The 25,718-nt window shown below is 42.5% G+C and carries 24 protein-coding genes and 1 pseudogene; 13 read left to right on the top strand and 12 right to left on the bottom strand.

Annotation, left to right across the window (positions count from 1 at the left end; translation table 11 throughout):
• Nucleotides 1–641: 641 nt before the first annotated feature.
• The 8 genes from AC6F33_RS15235 to AC6F33_RS15200 all read right to left on the bottom strand — a co-directional run bounded on the left by AC6F33_RS15235 (nt 642) and on the right by AC6F33_RS15200 (nt 7,868).
• Nucleotides 642–1,103 (bottom strand): MarR family winged helix-turn-helix transcriptional regulator, encoded by a 462-nt coding sequence (locus tag AC6F33_RS15235; RefSeq protein WP_255748421.1) that lies wholly within the window; start codon nt 1,101–1,103, stop codon nt 642–644.
• A 305-nt stretch (nt 1,104–1,408) separates the two neighbouring features.
• Nucleotides 1,409–2,173: an IS630 family transposase gene (locus AC6F33_RS15230; RefSeq protein WP_500777397.1), complete on the bottom strand. Its 765-nt coding sequence runs from the start codon at nt 2,171–2,173 to the stop codon at nt 1,409–1,411.
• A gap of 826 nt (nt 2,174–2,999) precedes the next feature.
• Nucleotides 3,000–3,452 carry a ribose 5-phosphate isomerase B gene (rpiB, locus tag AC6F33_RS15225; RefSeq protein ID WP_500777396.1) on the bottom strand — a complete coding sequence of 151 codons (453 nt, stop codon included), beginning with the start codon at nt 3,450–3,452 and terminating at the stop codon, nt 3,000–3,002.
• Between the two features lie 27 nt (nt 3,453–3,479).
• On the bottom strand, nt 3,480–4,139 hold the full coding sequence (gene rpe, locus AC6F33_RS15220) for a ribulose-phosphate 3-epimerase (RefSeq protein ID WP_500777395.1): 660 nt from the start codon (nt 4,137–4,139) through the stop codon (nt 3,480–3,482).
• A gap of 54 nt (nt 4,140–4,193) precedes the next feature.
• Entirely contained in the window at nt 4,194–4,655 is a 462-nt protein-coding gene (locus AC6F33_RS15215) for a PTS sugar transporter subunit IIA (RefSeq protein ID WP_500777394.1), read from the bottom strand.
• A 1-nt stretch (nt 4,656) separates the two neighbouring features.
• A complete protein-coding gene (locus AC6F33_RS15210; RefSeq protein WP_500777393.1) occupies nt 4,657–5,412 on the bottom strand; it encodes a DeoR/GlpR family DNA-binding transcription regulator in 756 nt (251 codons plus the stop codon).
• 117 nt (nt 5,413–5,529) lie between these two features.
• Nucleotides 5,530–6,900, bottom strand: a complete 1,371-nt coding sequence (locus AC6F33_RS15205; protein ID WP_500777392.1) for a PTS transporter subunit EIIC — start codon at nt 6,898–6,900, stop codon at nt 5,530–5,532.
• A gap of 29 nt (nt 6,901–6,929) precedes the next feature.
• Complete coding sequence (locus AC6F33_RS15200; protein WP_500777391.1) at nt 6,930–7,868, bottom strand: sugar phosphate isomerase/epimerase family protein; 939 nt, start codon at nt 7,866–7,868, stop codon at nt 6,930–6,932.
• Nucleotides 7,869–8,528: 660 nt separating this feature from the next.
• Here AC6F33_RS15200 and AC6F33_RS15195 point away from each other — a divergent pair.
• The 8 genes and pseudogenes from AC6F33_RS15195 to tsaD all read left to right on the top strand — a co-directional run bounded on the left by AC6F33_RS15195 (nt 8,529) and on the right by tsaD (nt 15,892).
• A complete protein-coding gene (locus AC6F33_RS15195) occupies nt 8,529–9,035 on the top strand; it encodes a transposase (protein ID WP_500777367.1) in 507 nt (168 codons plus the stop codon).
• On the top strand, nt 9,005–9,673 hold the full coding sequence (locus tag AC6F33_RS15190; protein ID WP_500778170.1) for an IS630 family transposase: 669 nt from the start codon (nt 9,005–9,007) through the stop codon (nt 9,671–9,673). Before AC6F33_RS15195 ends, AC6F33_RS15190 begins: the two co-directional genes overlap by 31 nt.
• An 18-nt stretch (nt 9,674–9,691) precedes the next feature.
• Nucleotides 9,692–11,329, top strand: a pseudogene (locus AC6F33_RS15185) (alpha-keto acid decarboxylase family protein); the annotation flags it as partial.
• A 376-nt stretch (nt 11,330–11,705) separates the two neighbouring features.
• Complete coding sequence (locus tag AC6F33_RS15180) at nt 11,706–13,052, top strand: ISLre2 family transposase (RefSeq protein ID WP_480947438.1); 1,347 nt, start codon at nt 11,706–11,708, stop codon at nt 13,050–13,052.
• Nucleotides 13,053–13,271: 219 nt separating this feature from the next.
• Nucleotides 13,272–13,739 (top strand): tRNA (adenosine(37)-N6)-threonylcarbamoyltransferase complex ATPase subunit type 1 TsaE, encoded by a 468-nt coding sequence (gene tsaE / locus AC6F33_RS15175; RefSeq protein WP_255748417.1) that lies wholly within the window; start codon nt 13,272–13,274, stop codon nt 13,737–13,739.
• Nucleotides 13,720–14,409 carry a tRNA (adenosine(37)-N6)-threonylcarbamoyltransferase complex dimerization subunit type 1 TsaB gene (gene tsaB, locus AC6F33_RS15170; RefSeq protein ID WP_255748416.1) on the top strand — a complete coding sequence of 230 codons (690 nt, stop codon included), beginning with the start codon at nt 13,720–13,722 and terminating at the stop codon, nt 14,407–14,409. Before tsaE ends, tsaB begins: the two co-directional genes overlap by 20 nt.
• Nucleotides 14,410–14,411: 2 nt before the next feature.
• Complete coding sequence (gene rimI, locus AC6F33_RS15165) at nt 14,412–14,867, top strand: ribosomal protein S18-alanine N-acetyltransferase (RefSeq protein ID WP_255748415.1); 456 nt, start codon at nt 14,412–14,414, stop codon at nt 14,865–14,867.
• Nucleotides 14,868–14,875: 8 nt separating this feature from the next.
• Nucleotides 14,876–15,892 carry a tRNA (adenosine(37)-N6)-threonylcarbamoyltransferase complex transferase subunit TsaD gene (gene tsaD / locus AC6F33_RS15160; RefSeq protein WP_500778172.1) on the top strand — a complete coding sequence of 339 codons (1,017 nt, stop codon included), beginning with the start codon at nt 14,876–14,878 and terminating at the stop codon, nt 15,890–15,892.
• Nucleotides 15,893–16,242: 350 nt separating this feature from the next.
• On the opposite strand, the gene AC6F33_RS15155 is transcribed toward tsaD, so the two are convergent.
• Nucleotides 16,243–18,192: an ABC-F family ATP-binding cassette domain-containing protein gene (locus tag AC6F33_RS15155; RefSeq protein WP_480948814.1), complete on the bottom strand. Its 1,950-nt coding sequence runs from the start codon at nt 18,190–18,192 to the stop codon at nt 16,243–16,245.
• A gap of 282 nt (nt 18,193–18,474) precedes the next feature.
• On the opposite strand from AC6F33_RS15155, the gene AC6F33_RS15150 reads away from it, so the two are divergent.
• Entirely contained in the window at nt 18,475–19,119 is a 645-nt protein-coding gene (locus AC6F33_RS15150) for a redox-sensing transcriptional repressor Rex (RefSeq protein WP_480948813.1), read from the top strand.
• Nucleotides 19,120–19,232: 113 nt separating this feature from the next.
• Nucleotides 19,233–19,988 carry a type I methionyl aminopeptidase gene (gene map / locus AC6F33_RS15145; protein ID WP_255748411.1) on the top strand — a complete coding sequence of 252 codons (756 nt, stop codon included), beginning with the start codon at nt 19,233–19,235 and terminating at the stop codon, nt 19,986–19,988.
• Nucleotides 19,989–20,105: 117 nt separating this feature from the next.
• Here the strand turns inward: map and AC6F33_RS15140 are convergent, their stop codons facing one another.
• On the bottom strand, nt 20,106–20,768 hold the full coding sequence (locus tag AC6F33_RS15140; RefSeq protein ID WP_255748410.1) for a CPBP family intramembrane glutamic endopeptidase: 663 nt from the start codon (nt 20,766–20,768) through the stop codon (nt 20,106–20,108).
• Between the two features lie 276 nt (nt 20,769–21,044).
• Here AC6F33_RS15140 and groES point away from each other — a divergent pair, with 276 nt between their 5' ends.
• Together groES and groL are read left to right on the top strand one after the other, a co-directional pair.
• Nucleotides 21,045–21,329, top strand: coding sequence for a co-chaperone GroES (gene groES, locus AC6F33_RS15135; protein ID WP_255748409.1), 285 nt, complete (start codon nt 21,045–21,047; stop codon nt 21,327–21,329).
• 63 nt (nt 21,330–21,392) lie between these two features.
• Entirely contained in the window at nt 21,393–23,018 is a 1,626-nt protein-coding gene (gene groL, locus AC6F33_RS15130) for a chaperonin GroEL (RefSeq protein ID WP_255748408.1), read from the top strand.
• A 400-nt stretch (nt 23,019–23,418) separates the two neighbouring features.
• Here the strand turns inward: groL and AC6F33_RS15125 are convergent, their stop codons facing one another.
• Both AC6F33_RS15125 and AC6F33_RS15120 read right to left on the bottom strand, forming a co-directional pair.
• Nucleotides 23,419–23,598 (bottom strand): hypothetical protein, encoded by a 180-nt coding sequence (locus tag AC6F33_RS15125; RefSeq protein WP_255748407.1) that lies wholly within the window; start codon nt 23,596–23,598, stop codon nt 23,419–23,421.
• A gap of 212 nt (nt 23,599–23,810) precedes the next feature.
• The gene (locus tag AC6F33_RS15120; RefSeq protein WP_255748406.1) at nt 23,811–24,125 is read right to left on the bottom strand and encodes a hypothetical protein; all 315 of its coding nucleotides are present in this window, start codon (nt 24,123–24,125) and stop codon (nt 23,811–23,813) included.
• Nucleotides 24,126–24,473: 348 nt separating this feature from the next.
• Between AC6F33_RS15120 and AC6F33_RS15115 the strand changes: the two genes are divergently transcribed.
• Nucleotides 24,474–25,715 (top strand): IS110 family RNA-guided transposase, encoded by a 1,242-nt coding sequence (locus AC6F33_RS15115; RefSeq protein WP_255748405.1) that lies wholly within the window; start codon nt 24,474–24,476, stop codon nt 25,713–25,715.
• Nucleotides 25,716–25,718 lie beyond the last annotated feature (3 nt).

Below are 25,718 nucleotides of genomic sequence, written 5' to 3'. Positions count from 1 at the left end.
GGGAAAAACTCCGCTTAATTAGAAAATGAACGAAAAAATAGCTTAAATAGACGGAGAAATTCCGCTTATTAAATCGAAAAACGTGAAAATGGACGTTTTTTCTTTGCATAACCGGAAAAATTACCCTTATTTACCGGCGAAACAAGCCCCATGGTGCATATAACCGGAAAATCTCCGCTTATTATACCCGTTAACTAATGAAGGACCAGAATGCTTAATGAAACAGAGGTAGGATGAAGGAGCTTTCATATGTAAGGGAACCTTCGCAAGTGTAAAGGAGCTTTCGTTAAATACGCATACGTCCTGTATGCAACGCAAAAGCCATCACATCCTGTGATCCTGTGAGAGTACATCCTGTATGCACCGCATTCTGCGGAAGTATGCACCGAGGGCTTTTTGTCCGGTTTTTCTAAGATTCTGTTGTTAAATTTAAATAGTGATTTTTAAGGAAATCTTCCTTCGTCCAGGTTCCCTATTTTTATTCAACGAACACACCTCGTTTAATGCTCAAAATGTAAAAGACAGCACCGATAACCAGGCAATCTTCACTAAGTGAGAGTCTCGTATTGTGGCGTTAAAGCGATAGTGAACGGATTGCTCGCACGGAGAATAGTGCGCTCTAAGCATACCTATAGTGTCCATTAGTGAGTTTTGCCTTGAGTTTGATCAATAGCTCTACTTTTAAATTGTGCATTAAATTGCTGCTGCCCCGGACGGACTTTTGCAAGGGCGTTCATGACATCAATCCACGCTTCTTGATAATTAGGTCCGAGAGAATTAAAGATTGTCTTCATCTGCTCTCTTTGCACATGACTAAGTTTGCTTTCAAGCTGCTTGCCTTGTTCCGTCAGATAGAGCAGTTTGTAGCGTTTATCATAATCCGCCTGAACCATCGTAATCAGATTTTTTTCCGATAACACTCTGAGCGGTGCATTAAGCGCTTGCTTTGAAACCTCGAGGATCGAAAGAAGATCGTTCACGGTTATCCCTGGGACCTGAGCAATAAAATAAAGAATGCGATGGTGCACACGCTGTATACCATATTTTTCAATTATTTGGTCCGGTTTCTCAGTAAAAGTTCGATATCCGAAATAGAATAGCATAAGAACCTTATTCAGCTGCTGTTCTTCCTCATTCACGTTTTTCTAACTCCTTTCGTTCTGACCTAGTAGTATAGCATAAAATAAGGACCAATGTCTCACTCAATTTTTAAATAGGACAACATGGTTGACTTATTGGGCGCCCCAGACTATACTTCCTATAAAGGTCAACAATATTGACCTAATAATCTTTCATCAAAGATTATTTTTATAATTAAAAGTGAGGCGATCGGAAGAAATGAGTACAACGTACACGATTGGACGTTATTTAGTCGACAGACTAGTGCATCGTAGCTACCATATTAATTTTAATTTTCTACCGTAAGTTTAGGGTACAGCGAGTGTAGCTTGGTACGGGCATCGGCTGTGGTAAATTGCCATTTGATCGCAATCGACTGACGATTACGATCGTCGCACCAAGCATTTAGCTCCCGATCCAGTTCTTTAATGGTCGGTATTCTGCGGTTTAAGCATTGCTTTGAAAAGAGATTCAAGCCAATTTCAGCCATATTCAACCAACTGCCGTGTTTCGGAGTATAGTGAATGTCCAGCTTATCCAGAATTCGTTTGGCTTCTGCCGGCGGATACTTCTTATACAACGAACCGATGCGATGTGTGTTCAGATTATCCATCACTAAGACGATTTTCTCTGCTTGCGGATACAAATCGTCGACTAAGTGATGGACTACTTCGGCAAAGTCCACTGCCGTCCGGGTTGGTCTGACATCGACATATTGCTTGCCGGTCAAGGGTGCAATGATCCCGAAGATTGAACAATAACCCCTACGTTCATATTCATAGTCGACTTTGCGAGGACTTTTGCTTCGGATCGGTAGGGGTTGAACTTTATCGCCATGCATCATGTAAGGTTTTTCGTCTAGACAGATTAACGGCTTTTGTGGATCGTGCGGGCGCGAATAGACATCCAGCACATCTTCCATATGAGCTACGAATTCGGCGTCTTGTTTTTTGGGAATTGCCCAGTAGTCATCGCGGTGAGGCTTAAGTTCATTTTTTTTAACATGCGACCGATCGCGTCTTTTTTCACGGGGACATCCAAGATGACTTTGCATTCCTGTTCCAATAGTCGTAATGACCAGTGCGAATAGCCTTCGGGCGCAGGCCCACAAGCGAGTTTGATAATTTTTGCTTTGGCTTCACCATCAATTTTTTGGTGTGAGTGATTTGAGCCCTCCCCACGTTTAAAGGTTAGGGCTTCATCAAGGCTGTCGTTCACAAAAAGCCGGACCACATGAGCCACGGTCGAGGGGGCAACACGGTTGTACTTCGCAATTTCTTTACGTTGGAGCGTTTCTCCATGATTGATGTCGGCATCCAGTAAAATCTGGCTGCGTTTCTTAATGGTTTGATTGGTCGTCTTGTCTTTCAAGATTTTCTCTAGCCGAGTTACTTCGTCGTCAGTTAAAGCAACAACGTATTTTATGGGACGCATCATTTCACCTTTTTAAATAGATTCTATCAAAAAAGGAAAAGTATTACAATTAATTTCAAAATCCTGGCTACGATGCACTAGGTAATCCGCATATTTCCCTTCAAATAAGGCAATAAAAAGGATCGCATTATTATAAAAGATAACTATAATAAAGCAATAGCAGAAGATAAAGAAAATTTAAAATAAAATATTGTTCTTTTAAACGATGGGCTAAATAATGTTGACAATCAAATTCAATAAATAAAAAATGTAAAAAAATGGGTTTTGAAAATATTCTTAAGAAAAGAAGATATCAGTTTATGATATAGATTGGCTGAATGTCCTGAATAGAGTTAGTGAGAAAGCAGAATTAACAGCACAAATAAGCTTTCAATATCAAGTGTTTTGATATTGAAAGCTCTCCTTGTAGAACTTAATTCGTTACTATATTGATGGTGCAACCAACTTTATTGAAATTTACCATCAACTTCAAGATTATCAATCATTGATACTCGTTTAGCATGTCGACCGCCTTCAAATTCCGCATCCAGCCACTCTTTAACAATCATTTTTGCTAATTCTGTGCCGACAACACGAGAACCGAACGCAAGAATGTTTGTATTATTATGTTCCTTTGAGAGCTTAGCTGAATAAGGTTCACTACACACTACTGCTCGAATGCCTTTGACTTTATTAGCTGCAATTGAAATTCCTACGCCTGTGCCGCAAATTAAAATTCCTCTATCATAATCCCCAGATACCACAGCTTCCGCAACTTTCTTTGCATATTTAGGGTAATCTGTTCGAACATTTGTATTTGTTCCAAAATCTGTAATTTCATGTCCTAATTCTTTAACGTAAGAAATAATGTCCGGCTTTAAATCTAAACCCACATGATCACAACCAATAGCCAGTTTCATTTTAATTCCTCCTTTTTCTAAATACATTTACTTGCTAAATGATTTATATTCTGTGATTAAATTCGCATACGATCTGTCTTTACCGAAAAGTGCTGAAGTTCCAAGCACAAAGCCTTTAACACCCTGTCTACTCAATATTTTTATTCTTTCTGAAGAAATAGCGCCGTCAACAACAATTTCAAAATTAAAATCATTTTTCAAATCTACTAATTCACTAATTTTTTTATCCACATACTTCAAATATTTTTGTCCTGAAAAACCAGGATTAACAGTCATAATAAGTATATAGTCTACTAAAGGTAACAACTCAGAAATTGTATTAATTGAAGTACCAGGGTTTATTGCAATCCCTGATTTTTTTCCTTTATTCCTAATTTTATCTAAAGTTCTAGCAGGGTGTAAATCTGCTTCAGGGTGAAAATAAATAATATTCGCTCCCATGTCAGCAAATAAATCTACATACTTACATGGATTTGAAATCATTAGATGCACATCAACTAATTTTCTTGTCGACCGCCTAATCATTTCAAAATCTTGCAATCCCATCCCAAAATTTGGTACAAATTCACCGTCCATGATGTCTATATGAAAAATATCAGTTCCTGCCAAATCAAGTTCGTGAACTTCTTTTTCTAAACTCGCATAATTTGCGCACATCATCGAAGGACAAATTAAAATGTTTGACATGACGATCACCCCAATCTTGATAAAAGAAAAATTCATAACAATAGTAAATCCTTACTACAGAACACTACCTATTTTCTGGCCCGCAGATACATCACCACTATTAGCGACCATTTTTCTGCTTTCTAGATTAGTGAATATAACCATTACATCCGTAACTTTCTCTTTTAATTTTAAATAATCAAAATCAACATCTGCAATTTTTGTTTTAAATGTCACTTTATCCCCTTTTTCTACAGCTAAATGAAATCCAGTTCCTTTTAGCTCAACAGTATCTATCCCAATATGAAGTAACACTTCTAAATTCCCTTTAGTTTTAATTGAAATTGCATGCTTTGTTGGAAAAATAGAGGTTATCTCTCCTTTTATCGGCGATACAATCATATGATCACTTGGCTCAACGGCAAATCCATCTCCCATTGTTTTACTGGAAAATAATTCATCAGAAACCTTATCAATTGGTTTTAGCTTTCCAGTTACTGGGGAATATACATCGATTACTTTTTTAAATAGAGGCATTTTAACCACCCTTCTTAGTACTAGATGTAAGTATCTCCACATATTCGCCTATTTTTTTATCATACTTGTCAGATATTAAAGTAACATTTCTTAAGTCGAACGCTTTTACATTGGAAAACTTGTGAAACTTTGTACTATCACAAAGTAGATAAGTTTTATTTGAATTTTTTTTAATTAACCTTTTTTTCATAGCCTCAGCAACATTTGGTGTTGTGACACCCTTTTCTTCATCAATACCGTTTACTCCTAAAAAAGCTTTATCAAAATATAAACTTTGAAGGTTTTCATCAGCCAATGGACCACTTAATGAAGAAATAATTGGATTATAATGCCCTCCAATAAGAATAATTTCAGCCGCAATCTCCCCAGAAACACTGAAAATATTTGTATTTGTCGTATAGACAGTTATTTTTTTGTTGAGAATCCGCCCTAATAATAATGAACAGCTTGAACCAGAATCTAAGTAAATTGTGTCACCTTCATAAATTTCTTTTTCCGCAAGTTCAGCAATATCCTCTTTCTCAGAATGGTTCAAAGCAAGTTTTTTTGATATAGGAAGTTCTCCGGTATTTAATAGCAGCTTAACGGCTCCTCCAAATAAATACTCTATTCTACCCATTTTTTCCAATTCTTTGAGATCTCTTCTTAATGTAGAAATAGATACCTCTGAAATTAATGTTTGTAATTCATCAATTTTAATCAAATCTTTTTCTGTTAATATCTCTAATATTTTTTCTTGGCGTTCATATGGAATCATGAGTTCTCACCTTCAATTTAATGTATGAATTTAGCATAATATGTTCTATCAATTAATGATAGCAATATGCGAGTCACCCCATTAAATTGTGAAGGAAACTAACAAATTGTAATTAGATTAAGCAAATTTTTCGTCGCTATGCGTAAAGAAGTAGCCTAGAATTGCTGAAACGATCAATGAAATAAGCAAACCAATCATTGCTTGAATGAAATTTGAAGCATTTTTTTCAACAAACGCAGGGAAAGTGGTAACGCTTCCAAACACAAACGAATTTGTTACTACCTTCATTAAACCTAGATAGGCTCCACCAACTGCTCCACCAATGATTTGGGCTAAAAATAATTTTTTGTTTTTTACTAGTAGTCCGAACAATGTTGGTTCGATAATTGCTGATAAAGCAATAGTCACTAGACCAGTCATAGCAAAGCTGCGTAATTTTCGATTTCTAGCTTTAAAATAGACCCCAATTGTTGTTCCGATAACAGCAAAGTTACACGCAAAAGTAAAAGGGACAATGTAATCAAATCCATAAGTTGAAACATTGTTTATCATAATCGGATTAACTGCCCAGTGAATACCTAAACTTACAAGGACGCTCCACCCGCCTCCGATAGCAATACCGGTCAAAACACCGCTTCGTTCAATTAACCAGTTAACGATATTCGCAACAAATTCACCACTATAAACACCCATTGGTCCAATCACAATAACTGTAAGCGGAATCATTATTGCTAATGAAACAAGAGGAACGACAACTAATTTAAGATTTTCTGTAATATGCTTGTCGAGAAATTTATAGAGATAAGAGAACGCCCAAATAGATAAAATAACCGGCACAACAGTTGAATTGTAATTCATCAATACCACTGGAATCCCAAGAAAATTGGTTGTAGCTCCATTACCTGTATTCCCCATCAGAGAAATAAAATCCGGATGTAACAAAGCAGCACCAATCAACGCTGAGATATAAGGACTAGCTCCAAATCTTCTTGCAGATGTAAATGCTAAAAGAACAGGCAGGAAATAGAAAACACTCATTGATGCAACAAATAAAATAGTATAAGTTCCACTTTTTTCGCTTATAAGGCCCAGTTGAACAAATAAGATCAACAAACCTCTTAAGATACCTGAACCAGCTAAAGCTGGAAGAAGCGGTGCAAATATGGCTGAAATAGCTGAAAAAATATTACCGATTATACTACCTGTACTTTCTGAGCCACTGTCAATTTGGTTATTTGCGTCACCTTTCACTAAGCTTTCAAATTCATCATAAAGTTTTGGTACTTCTGTTCCGACTAGGATTTGATATTGTCCAGCTTTATTAACAACATTAATTACACCATTAATGTCTTTTACAGCTTCATCATCAACTTTCGAGTGATCTTTCAAGTTTAACCGTAATCGTGTAGCGCAGTGAGTCATATTCAAAACATTTTCTACACCACCAACTTTTTCAAGAATTTCTTTTGCTGCTAATTTAAAATCCATTATAACCACTTCCTTTTTTTAGATTAAAATCATTTTTTATTAGCTTTAAACAATTGCATCATTAACTGATTTGCTTTAATTGCGTCATTATTGTCAATGATGGATTGAATATAATCTGATCCTAAATCATCGAGTAAATCATTCATAAAAGTAATCATTTCGATGTTCTGTTTGCATTCTTTTGTTGCATTCTCAATAACAGGAAACGTATCAAAGTAAATAACGCCATCATAATTATGCTTTTTAAGATAATAAAGGAATTCAAGCGTTTTAAAAGGTGTCGCAGTCCCTATCATTAGTCCATCATCATTTAACCCATAACCGTCGTTCAAATGAATTCCGAATAATTTATTACGACTACCAAATATATCTACAGCAAAAGCAGGATTCTCATGTTTCATAAGCATGTGACAATAATCTAGTGTTACCCCAACGTTTTTTCTGTCAATATCATTAAGCATCATTCCAGTTAAACCCATGCTGTCCACATAAGCATATGCTCTAGGCTGGAAGGGTTTGTACTCGAGACTTATTTTTAAGTCTGGTGCATAATCTGCAATCTGAGTAAGCGCATCTTTCAATTGATTCCACACTTTTGCGTAATCAATTTGAAAACTATAATCAAATCCATCATGTGCCATCCAAATTGTAACTATTTTCCCTCCTGCCTCACGGCAATAATCAACAGCATTTTTACATAAAGTTAATGCGCTTTCTGAAATTTTCTTGTCAAAGTTTCCAAGTTCACCATTTATAAAATCTTTTTTAAATCTTAAGGCTACTCCATTTAACTTCAAATCACTTCCTTTTAACAGCGTTGTCATTTCAGCTGCAGAATAATTTTGGACATGTTCAGGATAATTTAAATCAACATATCCTAATCCAAGATTCTTAAATTCACCAAACACTTTTGCTAAATCATTGTCATTCACAGGTAAAAACGAATTAATCCTAGTTGCTAATTTCATAAACAATTCCTCCTTCATTCAACTACAAACAGAGTTTATCACAAAGTGTATCCGGTTACAATCATTTATTTTCATTACTTTTTATTATATATCATTTATTTTCATTAATTATCGTTCCTTAAATTTTTGAACCACTTTGAAATGAAATTATTTGTCTAACACTTATGAATAAAAATCCAAGTGAGGATGGTGACTGCCCATCATTTGACGTAACACTTGGCCGAAAAATGCCAGTTTTAGTTATCATCCGGACAAAATCTGATATTATAATCCTTTGTTTTTTTTGGGGGGACATCTCGCGTGTATGTGCTAAATTGTTAACCTCAGAGGGCATAAAAAAGTCTCCCCTTGTCTGATAATTTTGGTTCGCGAACCAAAATTTATCGTAACATGACATGAAGAGAGGCTTTTTGTGATACATCGCTTAAAGCTCTTCAAAACCCTTGGCATAGCCTAAGGTTTTCAAAATACAAAAAAGCTCTAGTTATGGTAGCCAGAGTTTAATAAATAGGGCTTGCTGAACATATAAAAAACATTGATTTACTGACTGGTTTTGTCGAATTATTAGTACAAGAAAAGCTAGTGCATCGTAGCTAAGATTTCAAAATTTATTGTGATGATTTCCCTTTTTTGGTAGAATCTATTTAAAAAGGTGAAATAATGCGTCCCATAAAATACATTGTTGCTTTAACTGATGACGAAGTGACTCGGCTAGAGAACATCTTGAAAGACAAGACGACCAATCAAACCATTAAGAAACGCAGCCAGATTTTACTGGATGCCGACATCAATCACGGAGAAATGCTCCAACGTAAAGAAATTGCGAAGTATAACCGTGTTGCCCCCTCGACCGTGGCCCATGTGGTCCGGCTTTTTGTGAACAACAGCCTTGATGAAGCCCTAACCTTTAAACGCGGTGAGGGCTCAAATCACTCACACCAAAAAATCGATGGTGAAGCCGAAGCAAAAATAATCAAACTCGCTTGCGGGCCTGCGCCCGAAGGCTATTCGCACTGGTCATTACGACTGTTGGAACAGGAATGCAAAGTCATCTTGGATAACCCCGTGAAAAAAGACGCGATCGGCCGGATGTTAAAAAAAACGAACTTAAGCCTCACCGCGATGACTACTGGGCAATCCCCAAAAAACAAGACGCCGAATTCGTAGCTCATATGGAAGATGTGCTGGACGTCTATTCATGCCCGTACGATCCCCAGAAGCCGTTAATCTGTCTGGACGAAAAGCCCTACATGATGCATGCTGATAAAGTTCAGCCCTTACCGATCCGAAACAAAAGTCCTCGCAAAGTTGACTATGAATATGAACGTAAAGGGTACTGTTCGATCTTTGGACTGATCGAGCCGTTGACCGGTAAACAATATGTCGATGTCAGACCAACTCGAACAGCAGTGGACTTTGCCGAAGTGGTGCATCACTTAGTCGATGATTTGTATCCGAAAGCCGAGAAAATAATCTTGGTCATGGACAATCTGAACACGCACCGCATCGGTTCGTTGTATAAGAAGTATCCACCAGCCGAAGCAAAACGAATTCTGGATAAGCTGGACATTCACTATACCCCGAAACATGGCAGTTGGTTGAATATGGCTGAAATTGGCTTGAATCTCTTTTCAAAGCAATGCTTAAACCGCAGAATACCGACTATTGAAGAACTGGATCGAGAATTAAATGCTTGGTGCGACGATCGTAATCGTCAGTTGATTGCGATCAAATGGCAATTTACCACAGCCGATGCCCGTACCAAGCTACACTCGCTGTACCCTAAACTTACGGTAGAAAATTAAAATTAATATGGTAGCTACGATGCACTAGGTGAGCTCGGCATTCGACACATTTTTGGTGTGCCCGGGGATTACAATCTTTCATTTCTTGATACAATCATTGAGCATCCGGCACTTGACTGGGTAGGAAACTGCAACGAATTGAACGCAGCTTATGCTGCAGATGGATATGCGCGCATACACGGAATTTCCGCACTGGTAACTACGTTCGGCGTTGGTGAATTAAGTGCTGTGAACGGAATTGCAGGTTCACGAGCTGAACAGGTGCCAGTGGTTAAGATTACAGGATCTCCTGCATCAAAGATTGCAGAAGAAGGTCGTCTTGTTCACCATACATTAGGTGATGGTGAATTTAATCATTTTTCGAAAATGTATAAGGAAGTCACTGCCGCCCAGACAACACTAACAGCAAAGAATGCAACAGAAGAAATTGACCGGGTACTAAGAGTTTGCTGGTACGAAAAGGCACCGGTTTATATTAATCTTCCGGTAGATATACATGCACTTCCGGCGGAGCAGCCAAAAGAACCTTTGCTTAAAGAAGAACCCGCAGCATCCGCCCATACGATTAGCGAAATGCTCGAAACACTTGTTCCTGTAATTGAGAAGGCAAAGTCACCAGTCATTTTGGCCGACTATCAAGTTTCCCGGTTTCATGCTCAAGAAGCATTGAAAAAATTTGTGGAAGCGACTGGTTTCCCTATAGCAACACTGAGCATGGGAAAAGGTGTCTTTAATGAAGAACATCCTCAATTTATTGGCGTCTATAGTGGAAAAACAAGTCCCGATTATTTACGAAATCGGATTGATCACGCAGACTGTATTCTAAGTATTGGGGTTAAGTTCACCGATTCGATTACCGGTGGTTTCTCACAAGGCTTCAATGAGAATGTTGTCATCCACATATCACCCAAGAATGTAAACTATTTGAATAGAACTTTTTCAAAAATACCTATGGATGAATCGCTCAATCAATTGGCAGGAATTCTAAAAAAACATGATTTTCCGGATCTGAATATTATTCCAGTTACAAAGCAGCAGAGAGTAGAGCCTTTCTATGTAGAAGAGAATCAGGCGCTGACACAGAAACGTTTCTGGGAAATGATTCGACTTTTCATCCAGAAAGATGATGTGGTTGTTGCTGATCAAGGCACTTCATTTTTTGGTGCTCAGACGGTCCCTCTTAAAGAAAATGTTACCTATATTGGACAGCCGCTATGGGGATCAATCGGCTATACATTGCCAGCGACACTCGGCACACAGCTGGCTGATCTATCACGACGTAATCTTTTGCTGATTGGTGACGGTGCATTTCAATTAACTTTTCAGGAAATTTCGACCATGTTACGCGAAAATCTTCATCCGATCATTTTCGTGATCAATAATGACGGCTATACTGTTGAACGCTCAATCCACGGACCTGAAGCTCCATACAATGATATTAAAATGTGGCGCTATGCAGATATCCCTGCTGCTCTCGGTGGAAACAAGAATTTTAAAAGCTACAAAACGAATACAGAATGCGAACTTGCTGATGCCCTTAAGGACATTGCTGAATCACCGGATATTTTGCGATTTGTCGAGGTCGTTACTCAGAAAATGGATATGCCAGAATTATTGACCACCCTCGGTAAAGTTTTTGCTGCTCAGAATGACTGAATTTAATAGTGTCCAATAAAGATGGTAATAAGAAGAGGGCGTTTCAAAAGTCTATTGACTGCGAAACGCCCTTTAAAATTACGTATGTTTCGGGATTAAACTATTCGATTTGAAAAAATCCACAAATGACCGTGAAATTTGACTAACTATAGTCTGCTCTATTGTTAGGATTATTCCTTACAGACATCGTTGTAGGAGTAAAATAATTGTAGGCAGAAAAATAGCCTTGATTTCCAGCTAATGGAAATATCCGTTAACTGGAAATCAAGGACACCAAGCGGTAGCGCGGTAGGGCCGAGAAGCGATCGCTATGGAAAAGAGGGTGACCCCTTGGTAGAATCAAAGTTGAGCACAACGATTCGGAAGGAGCACCCTCATGAAACAGAATAGCACAGTGTACATGAATTTAAAACAATTGGAACAACTGGTCTGGCGACAGGTACAGGAAACCTTTGCTCAAGTGATGAAAAAGCTCTTGGAGGATATGGACCAACAGATTGCCGACGAACGAGATAAAAAACAGTATCGATGGGTGAGTAAACGCCCGCTTCAAATCACCAGCCTTTTCGGTGAACTCACGGTCGAACGCACGTACTATCGCGACCGAACCCAGAACGAATATGTCTATCTCCTGGATCGGTATTTGGACTTTGAAAATGCCGGTCATCTCAGCCCGATGGTTGAGGAAGCAGCGATTGAACTGGCGATTCAGGGCCCATCCTATCGCAAGGCAGCCCGGGCTCTGGAGACGTTTCTTGGCTATTCGGCCATCAGTCATGAAGCGATTCGGCGGCATCTGCTTGAGACGACACCGATCCCGAACCCACGGGAAACGATCCATCATCAAGTTCTTTTTATCGAGGTCGACGGTTTGTTTGTCAAGCATCAGGAAAAAGGCGTGCGAGGCAAGGAGGAACGCGTGGCCAAGATCCATCAAGGATGGGAAGAAAACGGGAAGCGGATCCAACTGAAAGAGAAGCGCCATTTCATCCACCGAGGGAAGCAGCCATTTTGGGAAGCGCTCGAGGATTTCTTGACAGAGACCTATGATTACGACCCCATCGTGCACAAGCTAGTCATTAACGGAGACGGAGCCAGCTGGATAACGGCTTGTCGCGACTATTTCCGAGATCGCGCCTTCTTTTGTATCGACCGCTTCCACGTGATTCGGGACATTCGCCGTCTGTTTTTCGGGCATCCTCGGTACAAAAACGTTCGAAAAGCCTTGCGCGCCTGGGATGGCACAGCGGTGGTGACTGAACTCAATAGTGCGGTTGGCACTCTTGAAAGCGAAACACAGGAAGAACGGCTGGAGGCACTCATCCAGCAACTTGAGAACTATCCGGAAGCATTAGGCGATTATCGAAAATGGCTGGAAACATTCGCGATCAACACGGAGGGGATGCGGACAATGGGTAGTGCGGAAGCGACGATGAGCCAATTGGCCAAACGCATGAAGAACGGCCGCAGTTGGGTCGAGAAAGGGAAACAGGCGATGATGAACGGCCTGGTTGCCCAGATGGATCACATGGGTCTCCAAACGCTGTTTGGTCGCATGGACCGTTGGAATGAGGTCAAGCAGGACGAGGCAAAACCTCCGAAACACTACGTGGAGAAAGTCACGCATACCGTGGGTGAATGGGCGCAAGGCAACTTACAGTATCTGCAAGGTAAATCAGGCATTCCGATACATCGGGCACTGAAGGCGCTGAAAGGTTTTTAAAAGACAACAAAGATTCAACAAGGACAACCCCTAAAACAGTGAATACGCTTACTTACCTAGTCATAAAAATTTCTGCCTACAATTGCTTGACTCAACCGACATCGTTGTGAAGAAAGAAATTGTTGTTTAATTATGGTACACTTAAAATATATTTGGTGAAGGATGCCAGTCATTTTAAAATTAATATTATGGCATAAAGCTATTGAAAAGGTGAACGTTATGCATCAATGGATCACACATTCTCCTGAAGAGACCATGAGTTTTTCCGAGCGTCTGGCGACTTTCCTAAGACCTGGTGATGTCTTGACCTTGTCAGGAGATCTCGGCGCGGGTAAGACTGTTTTTACCAAAGGTCTTGCCAAGGGCCTCGGTATCCAAGAGATGGTGAACAGCCCGACATTTACTATTGTTAAAGAATATCAGAGTGGGCGCTTGCCCCTTTTTCATATGGATGTGTACCGGATAAGCGATGAGGAGGATATCGGTCTGGAGGATTATTTTGATCAGGATGGGGTGACCGTGATTGAGTGGGCGGAGAACATCCCTTCGTGGCTTCCCGATGATCTTTTATCTGTTACAATTGAGCGTGTGAACGAACAGGAGCGAAGGATCACATGCAAAGCAAGCGGCAGCAGATCTGAGCATATAAATGAGGAGATATCAAACGATGAACGTGCTAGCGATTGATTCATCCAATTTAGTGATGGGTGTCGCCGTGACAACGGAACAGAAAGTGCTTGGCGAGTTGACGACGAACAGCCGTAAAAATCATTCGGAGCGTCTGATGCCTGCCATCGCGCAGATGATTAAGGCAGCCGGACTTGAGCCGGCAGACATCGATCGTATCGTTGTGGCTGAAGGCCCGGGTTCCTACACAGGACTTCGTATAGGCGCAACCATTGCAAAAATGCTGGCTTGGACACTGAAAAAAGAACTGGTCGGCGTTTCAAGCCTTGAAGTGGTTGCTCAAAATGGACGTGGTTTTGAGGGCTATATCGCACCGTTCTTTGATGCGCGGCGCGGTCAAGTGTTTGCCGGGTTGTATGAAGAGAAAAACGGCGAAATTGTTTCAGTTGTTCCCGATCAGCTTGTAATGATTAATGATTGGATATCTGAATTACGAAAATTGGGCAAACCGATACTTTTTCTCAGCAATGATTTAGACAAATGGGGTGAATTAGTATCCGCTGAAGCCTACGCGGAACTTGGAGATATCACTCAGAATGTGCCTAAGGCGGCAGAACTTGCCCGAATTGGCGCAAAAAAAGAGCCGGTATCCGATATACATCATTTTCTGCCGGCATATCTTCGCTTAGCTGAGGCTGAAGCGAAGTGGCTGGCGAAACAGGAGCGATAAGCATGCCGGATCTAGAATCAGTAAACATCCGACCGATGACCGCGGAGGATATTGATCAGGTTATGGTCGTGGAGTACAGTGCTTTCGATGTGCCGTGGTCAAGACAGGCATTCGAAAATGAGATCAGCAGCAATCATTTTGCTGCTTATTTCGTTGCCGAGCTTGCCGGGAAGATCATTGGTTATTGTGGAGTCTGGGTCATCGTTGACGAAGCGCATATAACTAATTTAGCGGTACTTGAAGGTTATCGTGGATTCAAGGTGGGCGAATCGCTGCTGCGCCAGGTTATTCTCTATGCGGTATCCCAGCAGGCACGTTCCATGAGTCTTGAGGTACGTGTCAGCAATGAGATTGCACAGAATTTGTATCGTAAGGTCGGATTTAAAAACGGCGGTATCCGTAAAAACTATTATTCAAACAATGGGGAAGATGCGCTAGTCATGTGGGTGAGACTATGAAAATAGATATGAATCAAAAGACATTAATTTTGGGAATTGAAACGAGCTGCGATGAAACGGCGGCTGCCGTTGTCGAGAACGGTACGATCATCCGCTCAAGCGCGGTTGCCTCACAAATTGATATCCACCGACGTTTCGGCGGTGTTGTTCCTGAGGTGGCATCCCGTCATCACGTGGATCAGATCACGGTTATTTGTGAGGAAGCGATAGATAAGTCCGGAGTATCCTGGAGCGACCTGGATGCGATTGCGGTGACCCAGGGGCCGGGATTAATCGGTGCACTGCTCGTAGGTGTGAACGGTGCAAAGGCACTGGCATATGCGCATGGTCTGCCTCTTGTCCCGGTTCATCATATAACCGGGCATATTTACGCCAATCGTTTTGTTCGTGAACTCGAATTTCCGCTGATTGCACTGGTTGTTTCAGGCGGACACACCGAGCTCGTTCACATGAAGGAACACGGCTCGTATGAAGTCATTGGTACAACACGAGACGATGCCGCAGGCGAAGCGTTTGACAAGGTTGCGCGAACGCTCGGGCTGCCCTATCCCGGCGGACCGGAAATTGACCGTTTGGCTAAGGCAGGCAAGCCGGTCATTGATTTTCCGAGGGCATGGCTGGAGGAAGGTTCGCTGGATTTCAGCTTCAGCGGATTGAAATCTGCGGTCATCAATTATGTCCACAACGAGCAGCAGCGTGGTCATGACTTGAATTCCGCCAACATTGCGGCCAGCTTTCAAGCCAGTGTCAGTGATGTACTCGTTAAGAAAACACTGATCGCAGCGGAACGGGTTCATGCGAAACAAATTCTTGTTGCAGGCGGTGTTTCTGCGAACAGTGCAGTTAGAACTGAAATGGAACAGGCCGCACGTACTCGGGGAATTCCTCTGATTATTCCACCGCTGAAGCTGTGTACAGACAATGCAGCAATGATTGCAGCATCCGGAACAATCGGGTTTCTGAAAGGGACGCGCGCCGACCTGTCACTGAATGGGAAAGCAAACCTGGCGATTGAAGACTTTTAACTAAACAGTAACCCAAAAGCGGAGATGAACTAAACTCCTGAAATTGGGCAATGAAGATCCAACATTGAGGGTTCACATCAAGAGCAGAGAGAGATTCCTGCTCTTTTTTTATTTTATTATTTCGTGCAGGTTGAGCAGATCACAAAAATTTGAAATACGAATGCCTGTTGATTGTTCGTGGATAAATCCAAAAAAATAGCTTATGCACAGGTGGATAAGTTGTTTTGAAAATAGCAATCAGGGAGTTATACACAATGGTTGTGCATAACTCCCTGATTTAACTGAATAAATTGGGGATAACCACATATGTTTGTGGATATGTCCTCTTCTTAGTGTGGATAACATCATTATCAATCTAATTCGTCTAATTCGAGCTGAGCGGATTCCCAGTCTTCCATCATCTTAGCGACTTTCGCTTCATCCTGTTCGATTTGCGTCTGAGTTTCTCTTGACTTTTTTGAGTCGCTGAAGACTTCCGGATCGAGCAGTGCTTGTTGATTGTGCTCAATTTGTTCTTCCAGCTTGCTAATATCAGTCTCTGCTTGTTCGATAAAACGTGCAAGCTGACGTTTTTTCTTTTTCAATTCCTTTTCTTTTAAAAATTGTTCCTTTCCGTCCCCGATCACAGGCTCATTTTTTTGTGCGGCTGTCGTCTGTGCCTCCAGCTCTGCAATCTGTTCCTGTTCCAATTTCTTGTCGACATAATAATCATAATCGCCGAGATACTCGGTAATTCCTTCGCGCGACAGTTCGAAAATGCGATCGGCAATGTTATTGATAAAATAACGGTCGTGAGAAACGAACAGAATCGTTCCCGGATAGTCAATTAGGGCTCCTTCGAGGACCTCTTTGCTGTCCAAGTCAAGATGGTTGGTTGGTTCATCGAGGATCAGCAGATTGTCATGGCGCATCATCAGCTTGGCCAGCATGAGACGTGCCTTCTCACCACCGCTTAATTGGGAAACCATCTTTGACACATCATCACCGGAAAACAGGAAGCCGCCGAGCACGGTCCGAATATCGCCTTCAGGCTTTAACGGATAATCGTCCCATAATTCATTAAGTACGGTTTTCGTTGGATTGAGGCTCTTTTGTTCCTGATCATAATAACCGATGCTGACATGGCTGCCGAGACGCACCTCACCTGAACGGAGCGTTGTGCCGCCGTCAATCGCTTTAAGCAGCGTTGATTTGCCGATCCCATTCGGGCCGACTAATGCAACGCGATCTCCTCGGCTGATCTGAAAGCTGAGATCAGATATCATGGGTTTCTGATCGTCGTAGCCGACATCAAGATGAGAAACCGCGAGCACATCACGACCGCTTTGCTGTTCAATATCGAAGGTAAAGGTAGCCGATTTGGCGTCGCCCATTGGACGATCCATAAGATCCATTTTTTCTAATTGTTTGCGTCGGCTTTGCGCTCGTTTTGTCGTCGAAGCACGTACAATATTTTTCTGAACAAAATCCTTCAGTTTTGCTACCTCTTTTTGCTGCTTATCATAGGCTTTCAGTTCACTTTCAAATTCTGCCGCGCGCACTTCCAGATAACGCGAATAGTTCCCTGTGTATTTGCGCACTTTATGTCTGGTAATTTCATAGACCTTTGTCGCAATTTTATCGAGAAAATATCGGTCGTGAGAGACGACAAGCACACTGCCGTTGTAGCGCTGCAAGTAACCTTCCAGCCATGATAGCGTTTCAATGTCCAAGTGGTTGGTTGGTTCGTCAAGAATCAGCAGATCCGGCTTGATGAGCAGGAGCTTGCCGAGCGCAAGCTGAGTCTTTTGCCCACCGGATAAATTGCTTACTGGCGTCTCATCGGGAAAGCCACCGAAATTCAAGCCGTTCAGCACGCTGCGTGTTTCTGCCTGGTAAGTGAAACCGCCTTTTTCGCGGAAGTCTGCTTGCATTGCATCGTAAGTCTTCAGCAGCTGATCGTAATCTTTAGGATTAGCAAAGCTGCCGGGATCCGCCATCTGTTCTTCCATCTTACGCATTCTCTTCTCAAGTGCGATAAGGGGCCCGAACACAGACAGCAATTCATCATAGATTCCGCGCGTCGAGTCGAGTGTGGCATTCTGCGGCAGGTAGCCCATTGTACGGTCTTTTGGCATGATGATCTCACCGCTGTCCGCACTCATTTCTCCGGCAATAATTTTAAGCAGCGTTGATTTGCCAGCGCCGTTACGGCCAACCAGCGCAACGCGTTCTCCAAGCTGTACTTCTATGGAGATATTAGATAAAACAAGATCAGTTACAAAGGATTTACTGATCTCATTGGTTTGTAAGAGCAACACAGATTTTCACCTCAGAAAGATTAGGAATAGCGGTCGATTTTCCGGAAGCAGGATGTTTGCTTCGGAATCTGTACACATAATAAGATAGATATGTTCATTGTAGCCTACTCGTAAATTATTCGGCAACTGCGGAGGCATGCAATGTTGGATTAAGACAAATTCGATCATGATTGTGAAATAAATAACAAAAATAATGATGATTATAGTATAGTTGAACTAGAGACACAGATAAATGATGGCAACACGATCTGTTTTGTAAAATTGGGGGGGGAAGACCCGGTCATGGCGAACCAAAATGTACCTCAGGCGACTGCCGAGCGGCTGCCGCTGTACTATCGAACACTGCAGGGCTTGGTTGCAGTAGGAAAAACGCGTATTTCATCTTCGGAATTCGGAGATCTTGTGCAAATCGATTCAACAACGATTCGCAAGGATTTTTCTTATTTCGGTGCGCTCGGAAGAAAAGGATACGGCTACGATACGCAGCATCTGATGGATTTTCTAAGGAAAACACTTTATCAAGATGAATTGTCAAAAGTGGTCCTGATTGGTGTCGGACATTTGGGCACTGCACTGCTCAATCACAACTTTCAAAAGAATAACAATACCAAGATCGTGAAGGCCTATGACATTGATCCTTCGCTTGTCGGTACGGAAGTCAGCGGTACGGAAATTTATGCAATGGATACGTTGGCAACCGACGACAATAGTGACATAACAGCCGCTATTTTAACTGTTCCAGCTGCACACGCGCAGGAAGCAGCGGAAATGGCGCTTGCATCAGGCATTCACGGATTTTTAAATTTTTCTCCGACGACCTTGTCTCTGCCGGCAAACGCTTATGTCCGTCATGTGGATATGACGGTTGAACTTCAGGCGCTGATTTATTTTCTTAATCATTCGATGGAAGAAAGGAATTCTAAATGATTAAGTGGTAAAATACAGGTGCATAGCATTAACTGGTTAAGAATCAACGCATGCGCGGACAGTGAGCAGTTCGTTCGCGCTTATGCGGTTTAAAAATAAGGTGGAATGCAGGAATGATTCAATTAAAATCACAAAATGAAATTGCTGAAATGAAAAGATCCGGTCAGCTGCTTGCTCGAGCGCATCAGCATATTAAAAAAATGATTCGTCCCGGCGTGACGACCTGGGAAATCGAAGAGTTTGTAAATGAATTTCTTGAAAAGCACGGCGCGATTCCTGAAGAAAAGGGATTTCAGGGCTATAAGTATGCGACCTGCGCTTCAGTTAACGATGAAATCTGCCATGGCTTTCCGAATAAAAAGCCTCTGAAAAATGGAGATATCGTCACGATCGACATGGTCGTTAATCTGAACGGCGCGATGTCGGATTCAGCGTGGAGCTATGCAGTCGGTGAAATTTCTGATGAGGCGAAGCATTTGCTGAAGACAACGGAAGAATCGCTTTATGAAGGTATTAAACAAGCGGTTGTCGGAAACCGGCTCGGCGATGTCGGCTACGCTATTCAAAAATATGCCGAGGATCGCGGACTCAGCGTTGTTCGTGAATTTGTCGGCCACGGTATCGGACCGACAATGCACGAAGATCCGCCGGTTGCACACTATGGCCGCCCTGGTCGCGGTCTTCGCCTTAGAGAAGGCATGACGATTACGATTGAACCGATGTTGAACATTGGTGACTGGCGTTCAAAGGTTGATGATAACGGTTGGACGGCACGCACGATCGACGGTTCATTGTCCGCACAGTACGAACACACATTGGCGATCACGAAAAACGGTCCGGAAATTCTGACCGCACTTGATGAAGAATAAAGAGTACGGGATAGAAGAAGCGGAGCCCCAATTAACGGGCCCCGCTGTTTTTATACAAAAAAACGTTTAATAGATCAAAGAAAGGACTTGGCCTCCCAAATTTTTTCAACCGCTCTTTTACATAAACCAGTGAATCCAGCTGGTTGTATTCGGAATGTGCACACTCAAGCTGAGTAGAACAACAGTGGCATTCATGGCTGCATGCATGAACATGGTCACCCAAATGCGACCGGTCTTGTGATAGGCATAGCAAAGAAAGAAGCCAATCACAACATAAATAAGCAGATGCGAAAAATCAAAATGGCCGGCAGCAAAGATTAGGGAACTGATCAACGCGGCAAAAAAGAAGCCAATGCCCTTTTTCAAACTTCCGAAAAGAATCTTGCGGAAAACAATTTCTTCAAGCATCGGTCCGATGATGCTGACTGCGAATATAAACAAAGGCGCCTTGCGGGTCATCTGGACGACATCCTGAGTATGCTGCGAGCTGATCGGCTGACCTAATATGAGGCTGTTGATCAGTGCTGTCGCAATCTGAAGAACGAACAGGATGAACACACCGCAAATTGCCCAAGCGATCGACTCGCCGATAGAAGCAACCGGACCGCGTGCCAACCTACGCTCGGGTATTAGCAGCAGTGAGACAATAATTAAGGTTAAGAAAAAGACGGCTGCGTATGCATCACCGGAGGACGATCCACCTTTCGGAAATCCGGGAATCAGCGGAGATATAAAGCAGATAAGATAAACAAGAACGATCAGGATATACCGTAAAACCAAAGTCAGACACCTCATATCTATTTGTATAATTTAGGATTATTTGTGAAAAGCTGAAAGCATTCTAGAAGGTTATTGCTTGTTTTGTCTATTTTAACATAGCGGATTTTCTTTATCCTTTAATAACTATTTGAACCATTTTTATGGTTACATATATTTTCGAGTAAAAACTTGCAAATCTATTGGGAATTGATTATTATATTAAATGGATTAGCACTCAGGTGAACTGAGTGCTAACAAAGGTACTTAACTTAACATTTTTAAGGAGGGTATTTCAACATGTTAAAGCCATTGGGTGATCGTATTGTGATCGAACCACAAGAAAAAGAAGAACAAACAGCAAGCGGTATCGTACTTCCTGATTCGGCGAAGGAGAAGCCGCAAGAAGGCCGCGTTATTGCCGTTGGTGCCGGCAAGGTGTCCGACAAAGGCGAACGTATCGCTTTGGACGTAAAAGAAGGAGAAAAAGTGATCTTTTCAAAATATGCAGGCACTGAAGTAAAATATGACGGCAAAAGCTATCTCGTTGTTCGTCAGGACGATATTCTCGCTGTTATTGACTGACTTGCAATGCTCGTTTAACAGAAGATCCTCAGATCTAATTTAATTTAGGAGGGACTATTCACAATGGCAAAAGATATTAAATTTGGTGAAGAAGCGCGCCGCTCGATGCTTCGCGGTGTCGACGTTTTAGCTGATGCAGTAAAAGTAACGCTCGGACCGAAAGGCCGCAACGTTGTACTTGATAAGAAATACGGTTCACCGCTGATTACGAATGACGGTGTAACAATTGCAAAAGAAATCGAACTTGAAGATAAATTCGAGAACATGGGTGCACGTCTTGTATCCGAAGTCGCTAGCAAGACGAACGATGTAGCCGGCGACGGTACGACAACTGCAACGGTTCTTGCGCAGTCTATGATTCGCGAAGGCTTGAAGAACGTTGCTTCCGGTGCAAACCCAATGGGCATTCGCCGCGGTATTGAAAAAGCAACTCAGGCTGCCGTTGAGGGATTGAAAGAAATTTCAAAGCCGATTGAAGGCAAAGCATCAATCGCACAAGTTGCAGCTATTTCTGCAGCTGACGAAAAAGTCGGCGAACTGATTGCCGAAGCTATGGAAAAGGTTGGCAACGATGGTGTTGTTACGCTTGAAGAATCCAAGGGCTTTGTTACTGAACTTGACGTTGTTGAAGGTATGCAATTTGATCGCGGTTATGCTTCCGCATACATGGTTACAGACCAGGATAAAATGGAAGCCGTTCTCGACAATCCATACATCTTGATCACCGACAAGAAGATCTCAAACATTCAAGAAATTCTTCCTGTTCTTGAAAAAGTTGTTCAACAAGGCAAACCAATGCTGATCATCGCTGAAGATGTTGAAGGCGAAGCGTTGGCAACGCTCGTACTGAACAAACTGCGTGGTACATTCAACGTTGTTGCTGTTAAGGCTCCTGGCTTCGGCGACCGCAGGAAAGCAATGCTCGAAGACATCGCTGTACTGACCGGCGGACAGGTCGTTACAAGTGACCTTGGTCTCGAACTTAAGGAAACAACGGTTGATCAACTCGGAACAGCCGGCAAGGTTATCGTTACGAAAGACAACACGACGATCGTTGAAGGTGCAGGCGCATCCGACAAGATCGGCGCGCGTGTCGGTCAGATCAAAGCACAGTTGGAAGAAACAACGTCTGACTTTGACAAAGAAAAGCTGCAAGAACGCCTTGCAAAACTGTCCGGCGGCGTAGCCGTAATCAAAGTCGGTGCAGCAACTGAAACTGAATTGAAAGAACGCAAGTTGCGTATTGAAGACGCTCTGAACTCGACTCGCGCTGCAGTTCAGGAAGGTATCGTAGCCGGCGGCGGTACAGCTCTTGCTAACGTGATCAAGAACGTTGAAGCTGTTGAAGCTGAAGGCGATGAAAAGACCGGCGTGAACATCGTTGTCCGCGCACTCGAAGAACCTGTTCGTCAAATTGGCGAAAACGCAGGCCTCGAAGGCTCTGTCATCGTTGAAAAACTGAAATCCCAGAAACCAGGCATCGGCTATGACGCTGCCAAGGATCAATGGGTAAACATGATTGAATCCGGAATTGTTGACCCAACAAAGGTTACACGTTCCGCACTGCAAAACGCGGCTTCTGTATCTGCAATGCTGCTGACAACTGAAGCAGTCGTTGCCGACAAGCCTGAAGAACATCCGGAACCGCAAATGCCAGCCGGAGCACCAGGAATGGGCGGTATGATGTAATAAACTAAAAAACATTGATTTAACAATGTTTTTCAGTATGAATAGATTGTTTTTTAGGGCACTTCTCATGTATCCATTTGGATACATGAGAAGTGTTTTTTCACAAGTAAAGAAAGTATAAGATTTTGCCTCGTATTTAAACAAATAAACCAGTGTCTTGACCGAGAATCAAAGCGGAGGTGCGAGACGCCTGCGGGATCAGGTGCCAGCGAGACCCCGCAGATTTCTGCCTGACTGAGGAGGCTCGCGGTGCGCCCGCGGTCGCGCTCAGTTGATGCGAGCAACCGAAGCGATGATTCAGCACTGTAAAGACACAAACTAATCACACATGGCTGGAGATTAAGGACCGGGCGCTTTTTGCCCGGTTTTTCTTATTTTTTGAGTGACATGAGCATAAATTTTAATTGCGATTTTTTTCTCTTTTCTGAGCGTAATCGATGGAATAGTATAGAATCCAAAAAACAGCTGGAATAATCATGATACAGATAAAGTATTTAGATGGAAGAGGAAAAAGAAAACCAAAAACGAACATCATAATTACGGCAGGGATAACAAGCAGCGTATAGAGTTTCCAGTTCATTTTAAACTTCCTTTCATTGAATGAAATTGTAAGGAGTTGAAGAAATGTGCGATTTGACACGACCCAATCATTTCTTCTTATCCAAAATCAGGAACACTGAAAATGAAAGGGGAAACAACTGAACCAAGTAGTTTTTAGGGTGCTAAGGTGAAATCTGAGGATAATAGCAGCAATAAGGAAAATTCCTGTAGAACTCTTCATAGCATGCATTTTTACATTCCTGACTGCCAAGCGATGATGATAAATGTAGTCCAAAGAATAGTCAAGATGATGACAAGTAGCCCACCACCCATGACTAATCCATCGATCACGCGCTCGATGGTTCCGAGGTTTCTCTTGATCGTTATGTCGATAATGATAAACGTGATAGCTGCTGCAGAAAATAAATAAGCCAGCACAGCGCCAAACCAGTACCAAAACATGCTGTTTTTGGTCCAGTAGGCCATTTCTTGAAACGCATACCCAAAAAAGCAGGCCACAATTGTCAGCAGTGCAATAATTGCAGGCAATACAAAAGGCTTTTTCATCCAATCATCTCCTCGTATTATAAGTTTTGAAGTTAATGTAATCCCCTGTTCAGCTCGGGTACTGCGTGATATCCTCTAGTTGTTCATTGGAATGGATCCAACTGGACTAGGCTTATCGCTCCTGTAGTTCGACTACGTTTTAAGTCTGCCGCCCAGGCAACTGCCAGATATGCTGACGCACAAGATGTGGCGGCTGCGGCTCAACTCATCAGAAGCAGGATGAGGCAGCTTTGAACGCGCAGCCATGGTCTACTGATCGCGAGGTCGCGTTCATGCAGGTGTAATTAGGGGACATCACAGAGTATCCGAGCTTATTCCAAAATTGATCAGGAAAGGAGGTCCTTCCCAATGAAATTGTTTGTTGGTATTGATGTGAGTTCAGAGAAACTAGACGTTTGCTTTTTGGACAGTGATCAAAATAGGCTGATCCAAAAGTCTTTAGCGAATAATCTGATCGGTGCCGGTGCCATTAAGGATCTGGTGTTGAAGTTCCACTCAGCCGCTCACTATCAACGGGTGGTGATCGGCATGGAGTCCACATCCATCTACAGCTTTCATCCAGCGGTGTTTTTTCATGAAGATGCGGACTTGAAGGCGCTACCTCTCGATGTCGTAACCCTCAACCCGACGATGATTCATCGTTATAAAGGGCTATTTGACGAGGACAAGACCGATACGATTGACGCCTTCCGGATTGCCGATTTTCTACGTATTGAGCGTTACCAGGTACCCGTCATCAAAGAAGAGAAGTATGTCGCGCTCCAACGTCTGACACGAACCCGTTATCAGCTGATTCATCAAATGACCGAATGTAAACAGCACTTTCTAGAGAATCTGTATTACACGTGCAACACCTTGACTCAGGAAATTCCGACCTCTGTGTTCAGTGCGTCGATCATGGATATCCTAAGCGATTCCCTATCCCTCGATGAGATCTCCCAGATGAAATTGGAAGACCTCGCCGAACGTCTAAACAAGGCTGGAAAAGGACGCTTCAGTGATCCGGAAAACCTGGCCAAAGCGATTCAGAAAGCAATACGGGATTCCTACCGCATTGGCAAAGTCCTTCAGGATTCCATTGATGTCGTGCTTGCCACCTATGCCCGTATCATCGCCGGGCTGAAGAAACAAATTCAGACACTGGACAAGAGCATTGAGTCTCTATGCGTCATCATCTCCGAGGCGCGAAGTCTCATGAGTGTTCCGGGAATCGGTCCGGTCTACACGGCCGGTCTGATTGCCGAGATTGGCCAGATTGACCGCTTTGACAATGAGGCTCAGCTCGCTAAATATGCCGGCCTCTACTGGAAAGTCTCCCAATCCGGAACTTTTCGGGCAGAACGCACGCCACGAACACACACGGGTAATGAATACCTTCGCTACTACTTGATTGAAGCTGCCAATTCAGTAAAGCGACGTGACCCGGTTTATCGATCCTATTACCAAAAGAAATTCAATGAAGTTCCTAAGTTTCGTCATAAACGCGCACTCGTACTAACAGCAAGAAAACTGGTTCGGCTGGTGGACGTGCTGCTTCGCGACCACCTGATTTACACGCCGAAGGGAGGTGAAGTCGCCGATAATCAGTAAAGA

Source organism: Sporolactobacillus sp. BBK16-2 (assembly GCF_059878335.1).
The sequence above is the reverse complement of the archived record's forward strand: the minus strand, read 5'-3'. Positions and strand labels throughout refer to the sequence as shown.

What these genes read in the sequence shown, in the direction of transcription:
- AC6F33_RS15195 (WP_500777367.1), top strand. Translation starts at nt 8,529, where the DNA reads ATGCGTCCCATAAAATACATTGTTGCTTTAACTGATGACGAAGTGACT.
- AC6F33_RS15215 (WP_500777394.1), bottom strand. Translation starts at nt 4,655, where the DNA reads ATGCCTCTATTTAAAAAAGTAATCGATGTATATTCCCCAGTAACTGGA.
- tsaE (WP_255748417.1), top strand. Translation starts at nt 13,272, where the DNA reads ATGCATCAATGGATCACACATTCTCCTGAAGAGACCATGAGTTTTTCC.
- AC6F33_RS15235 (WP_255748421.1), bottom strand. Translation starts at nt 1,103, where the DNA reads ATGCTATTCTATTTCGGATATCGAACTTTTACTGAGAAACCGGACCAA.
- AC6F33_RS15200 (WP_500777391.1), bottom strand. Translation starts at nt 7,868, where the DNA reads ATGAAATTAGCAACTAGGATTAATTCGTTTTTACCTGTGAATGACAAT.
- AC6F33_RS15210 (WP_500777393.1), bottom strand. Translation starts at nt 5,412, where the DNA reads ATGATTCCATATGAACGCCAAGAAAAAATATTAGAGATATTAACAGAA.
- AC6F33_RS15180 (WP_480947438.1), top strand. Translation starts at nt 11,706, where the DNA reads ATGAAACAGAATAGCACAGTGTACATGAATTTAAAACAATTGGAACAA.
- AC6F33_RS15150 (WP_480948813.1), top strand. Translation starts at nt 18,475, where the DNA reads ATGGCGAACCAAAATGTACCTCAGGCGACTGCCGAGCGGCTGCCGCTG.
- AC6F33_RS15125 (WP_255748407.1), bottom strand. Translation starts at nt 23,598, where the DNA reads ATGAACTGGAAACTCTATACGCTGCTTGTTATCCCTGCCGTAATTATG.
- rimI (WP_255748415.1), top strand. Translation starts at nt 14,412, where the DNA reads ATGCCGGATCTAGAATCAGTAAACATCCGACCGATGACCGCGGAGGAT.
- map (WP_255748411.1), top strand. Translation starts at nt 19,233, where the DNA reads ATGATTCAATTAAAATCACAAAATGAAATTGCTGAAATGAAAAGATCC.
- AC6F33_RS15230 (WP_500777397.1), bottom strand. Translation starts at nt 2,173, where the DNA reads ATGCAAAGTCATCTTGGATGTCCCCGTGAAAAAAGACGCGATCGGTCG.
- groES (WP_255748409.1), top strand. Translation starts at nt 21,045, where the DNA reads ATGTTAAAGCCATTGGGTGATCGTATTGTGATCGAACCACAAGAAAAA.
- tsaB (WP_255748416.1), top strand. Translation starts at nt 13,720, where the DNA reads ATGAACGTGCTAGCGATTGATTCATCCAATTTAGTGATGGGTGTCGCC.
- AC6F33_RS15115 (WP_255748405.1), top strand. Translation starts at nt 24,474, where the DNA reads ATGAAATTGTTTGTTGGTATTGATGTGAGTTCAGAGAAACTAGACGTT.
- rpe (WP_500777395.1), bottom strand. Translation starts at nt 4,139, where the DNA reads ATGTCAAACATTTTAATTTGTCCTTCGATGATGTGCGCAAATTATGCG.
- tsaD (WP_500778172.1), top strand. Translation starts at nt 14,876, where the DNA reads ATGAATCAAAAGACATTAATTTTGGGAATTGAAACGAGCTGCGATGAA.
- AC6F33_RS15205 (WP_500777392.1), bottom strand. Translation starts at nt 6,900, where the DNA reads ATGGATTTTAAATTAGCAGCAAAAGAAATTCTTGAAAAAGTTGGTGGT.
- rpiB (WP_500777396.1), bottom strand. Translation starts at nt 3,452, where the DNA reads ATGAAACTGGCTATTGGTTGTGATCATGTGGGTTTAGATTTAAAGCCG.
- AC6F33_RS15120 (WP_255748406.1), bottom strand. Translation starts at nt 24,125, where the DNA reads ATGAAAAAGCCTTTTGTATTGCCTGCAATTATTGCACTGCTGACAATT.
- groL (WP_255748408.1), top strand. Translation starts at nt 21,393, where the DNA reads ATGGCAAAAGATATTAAATTTGGTGAAGAAGCGCGCCGCTCGATGCTT.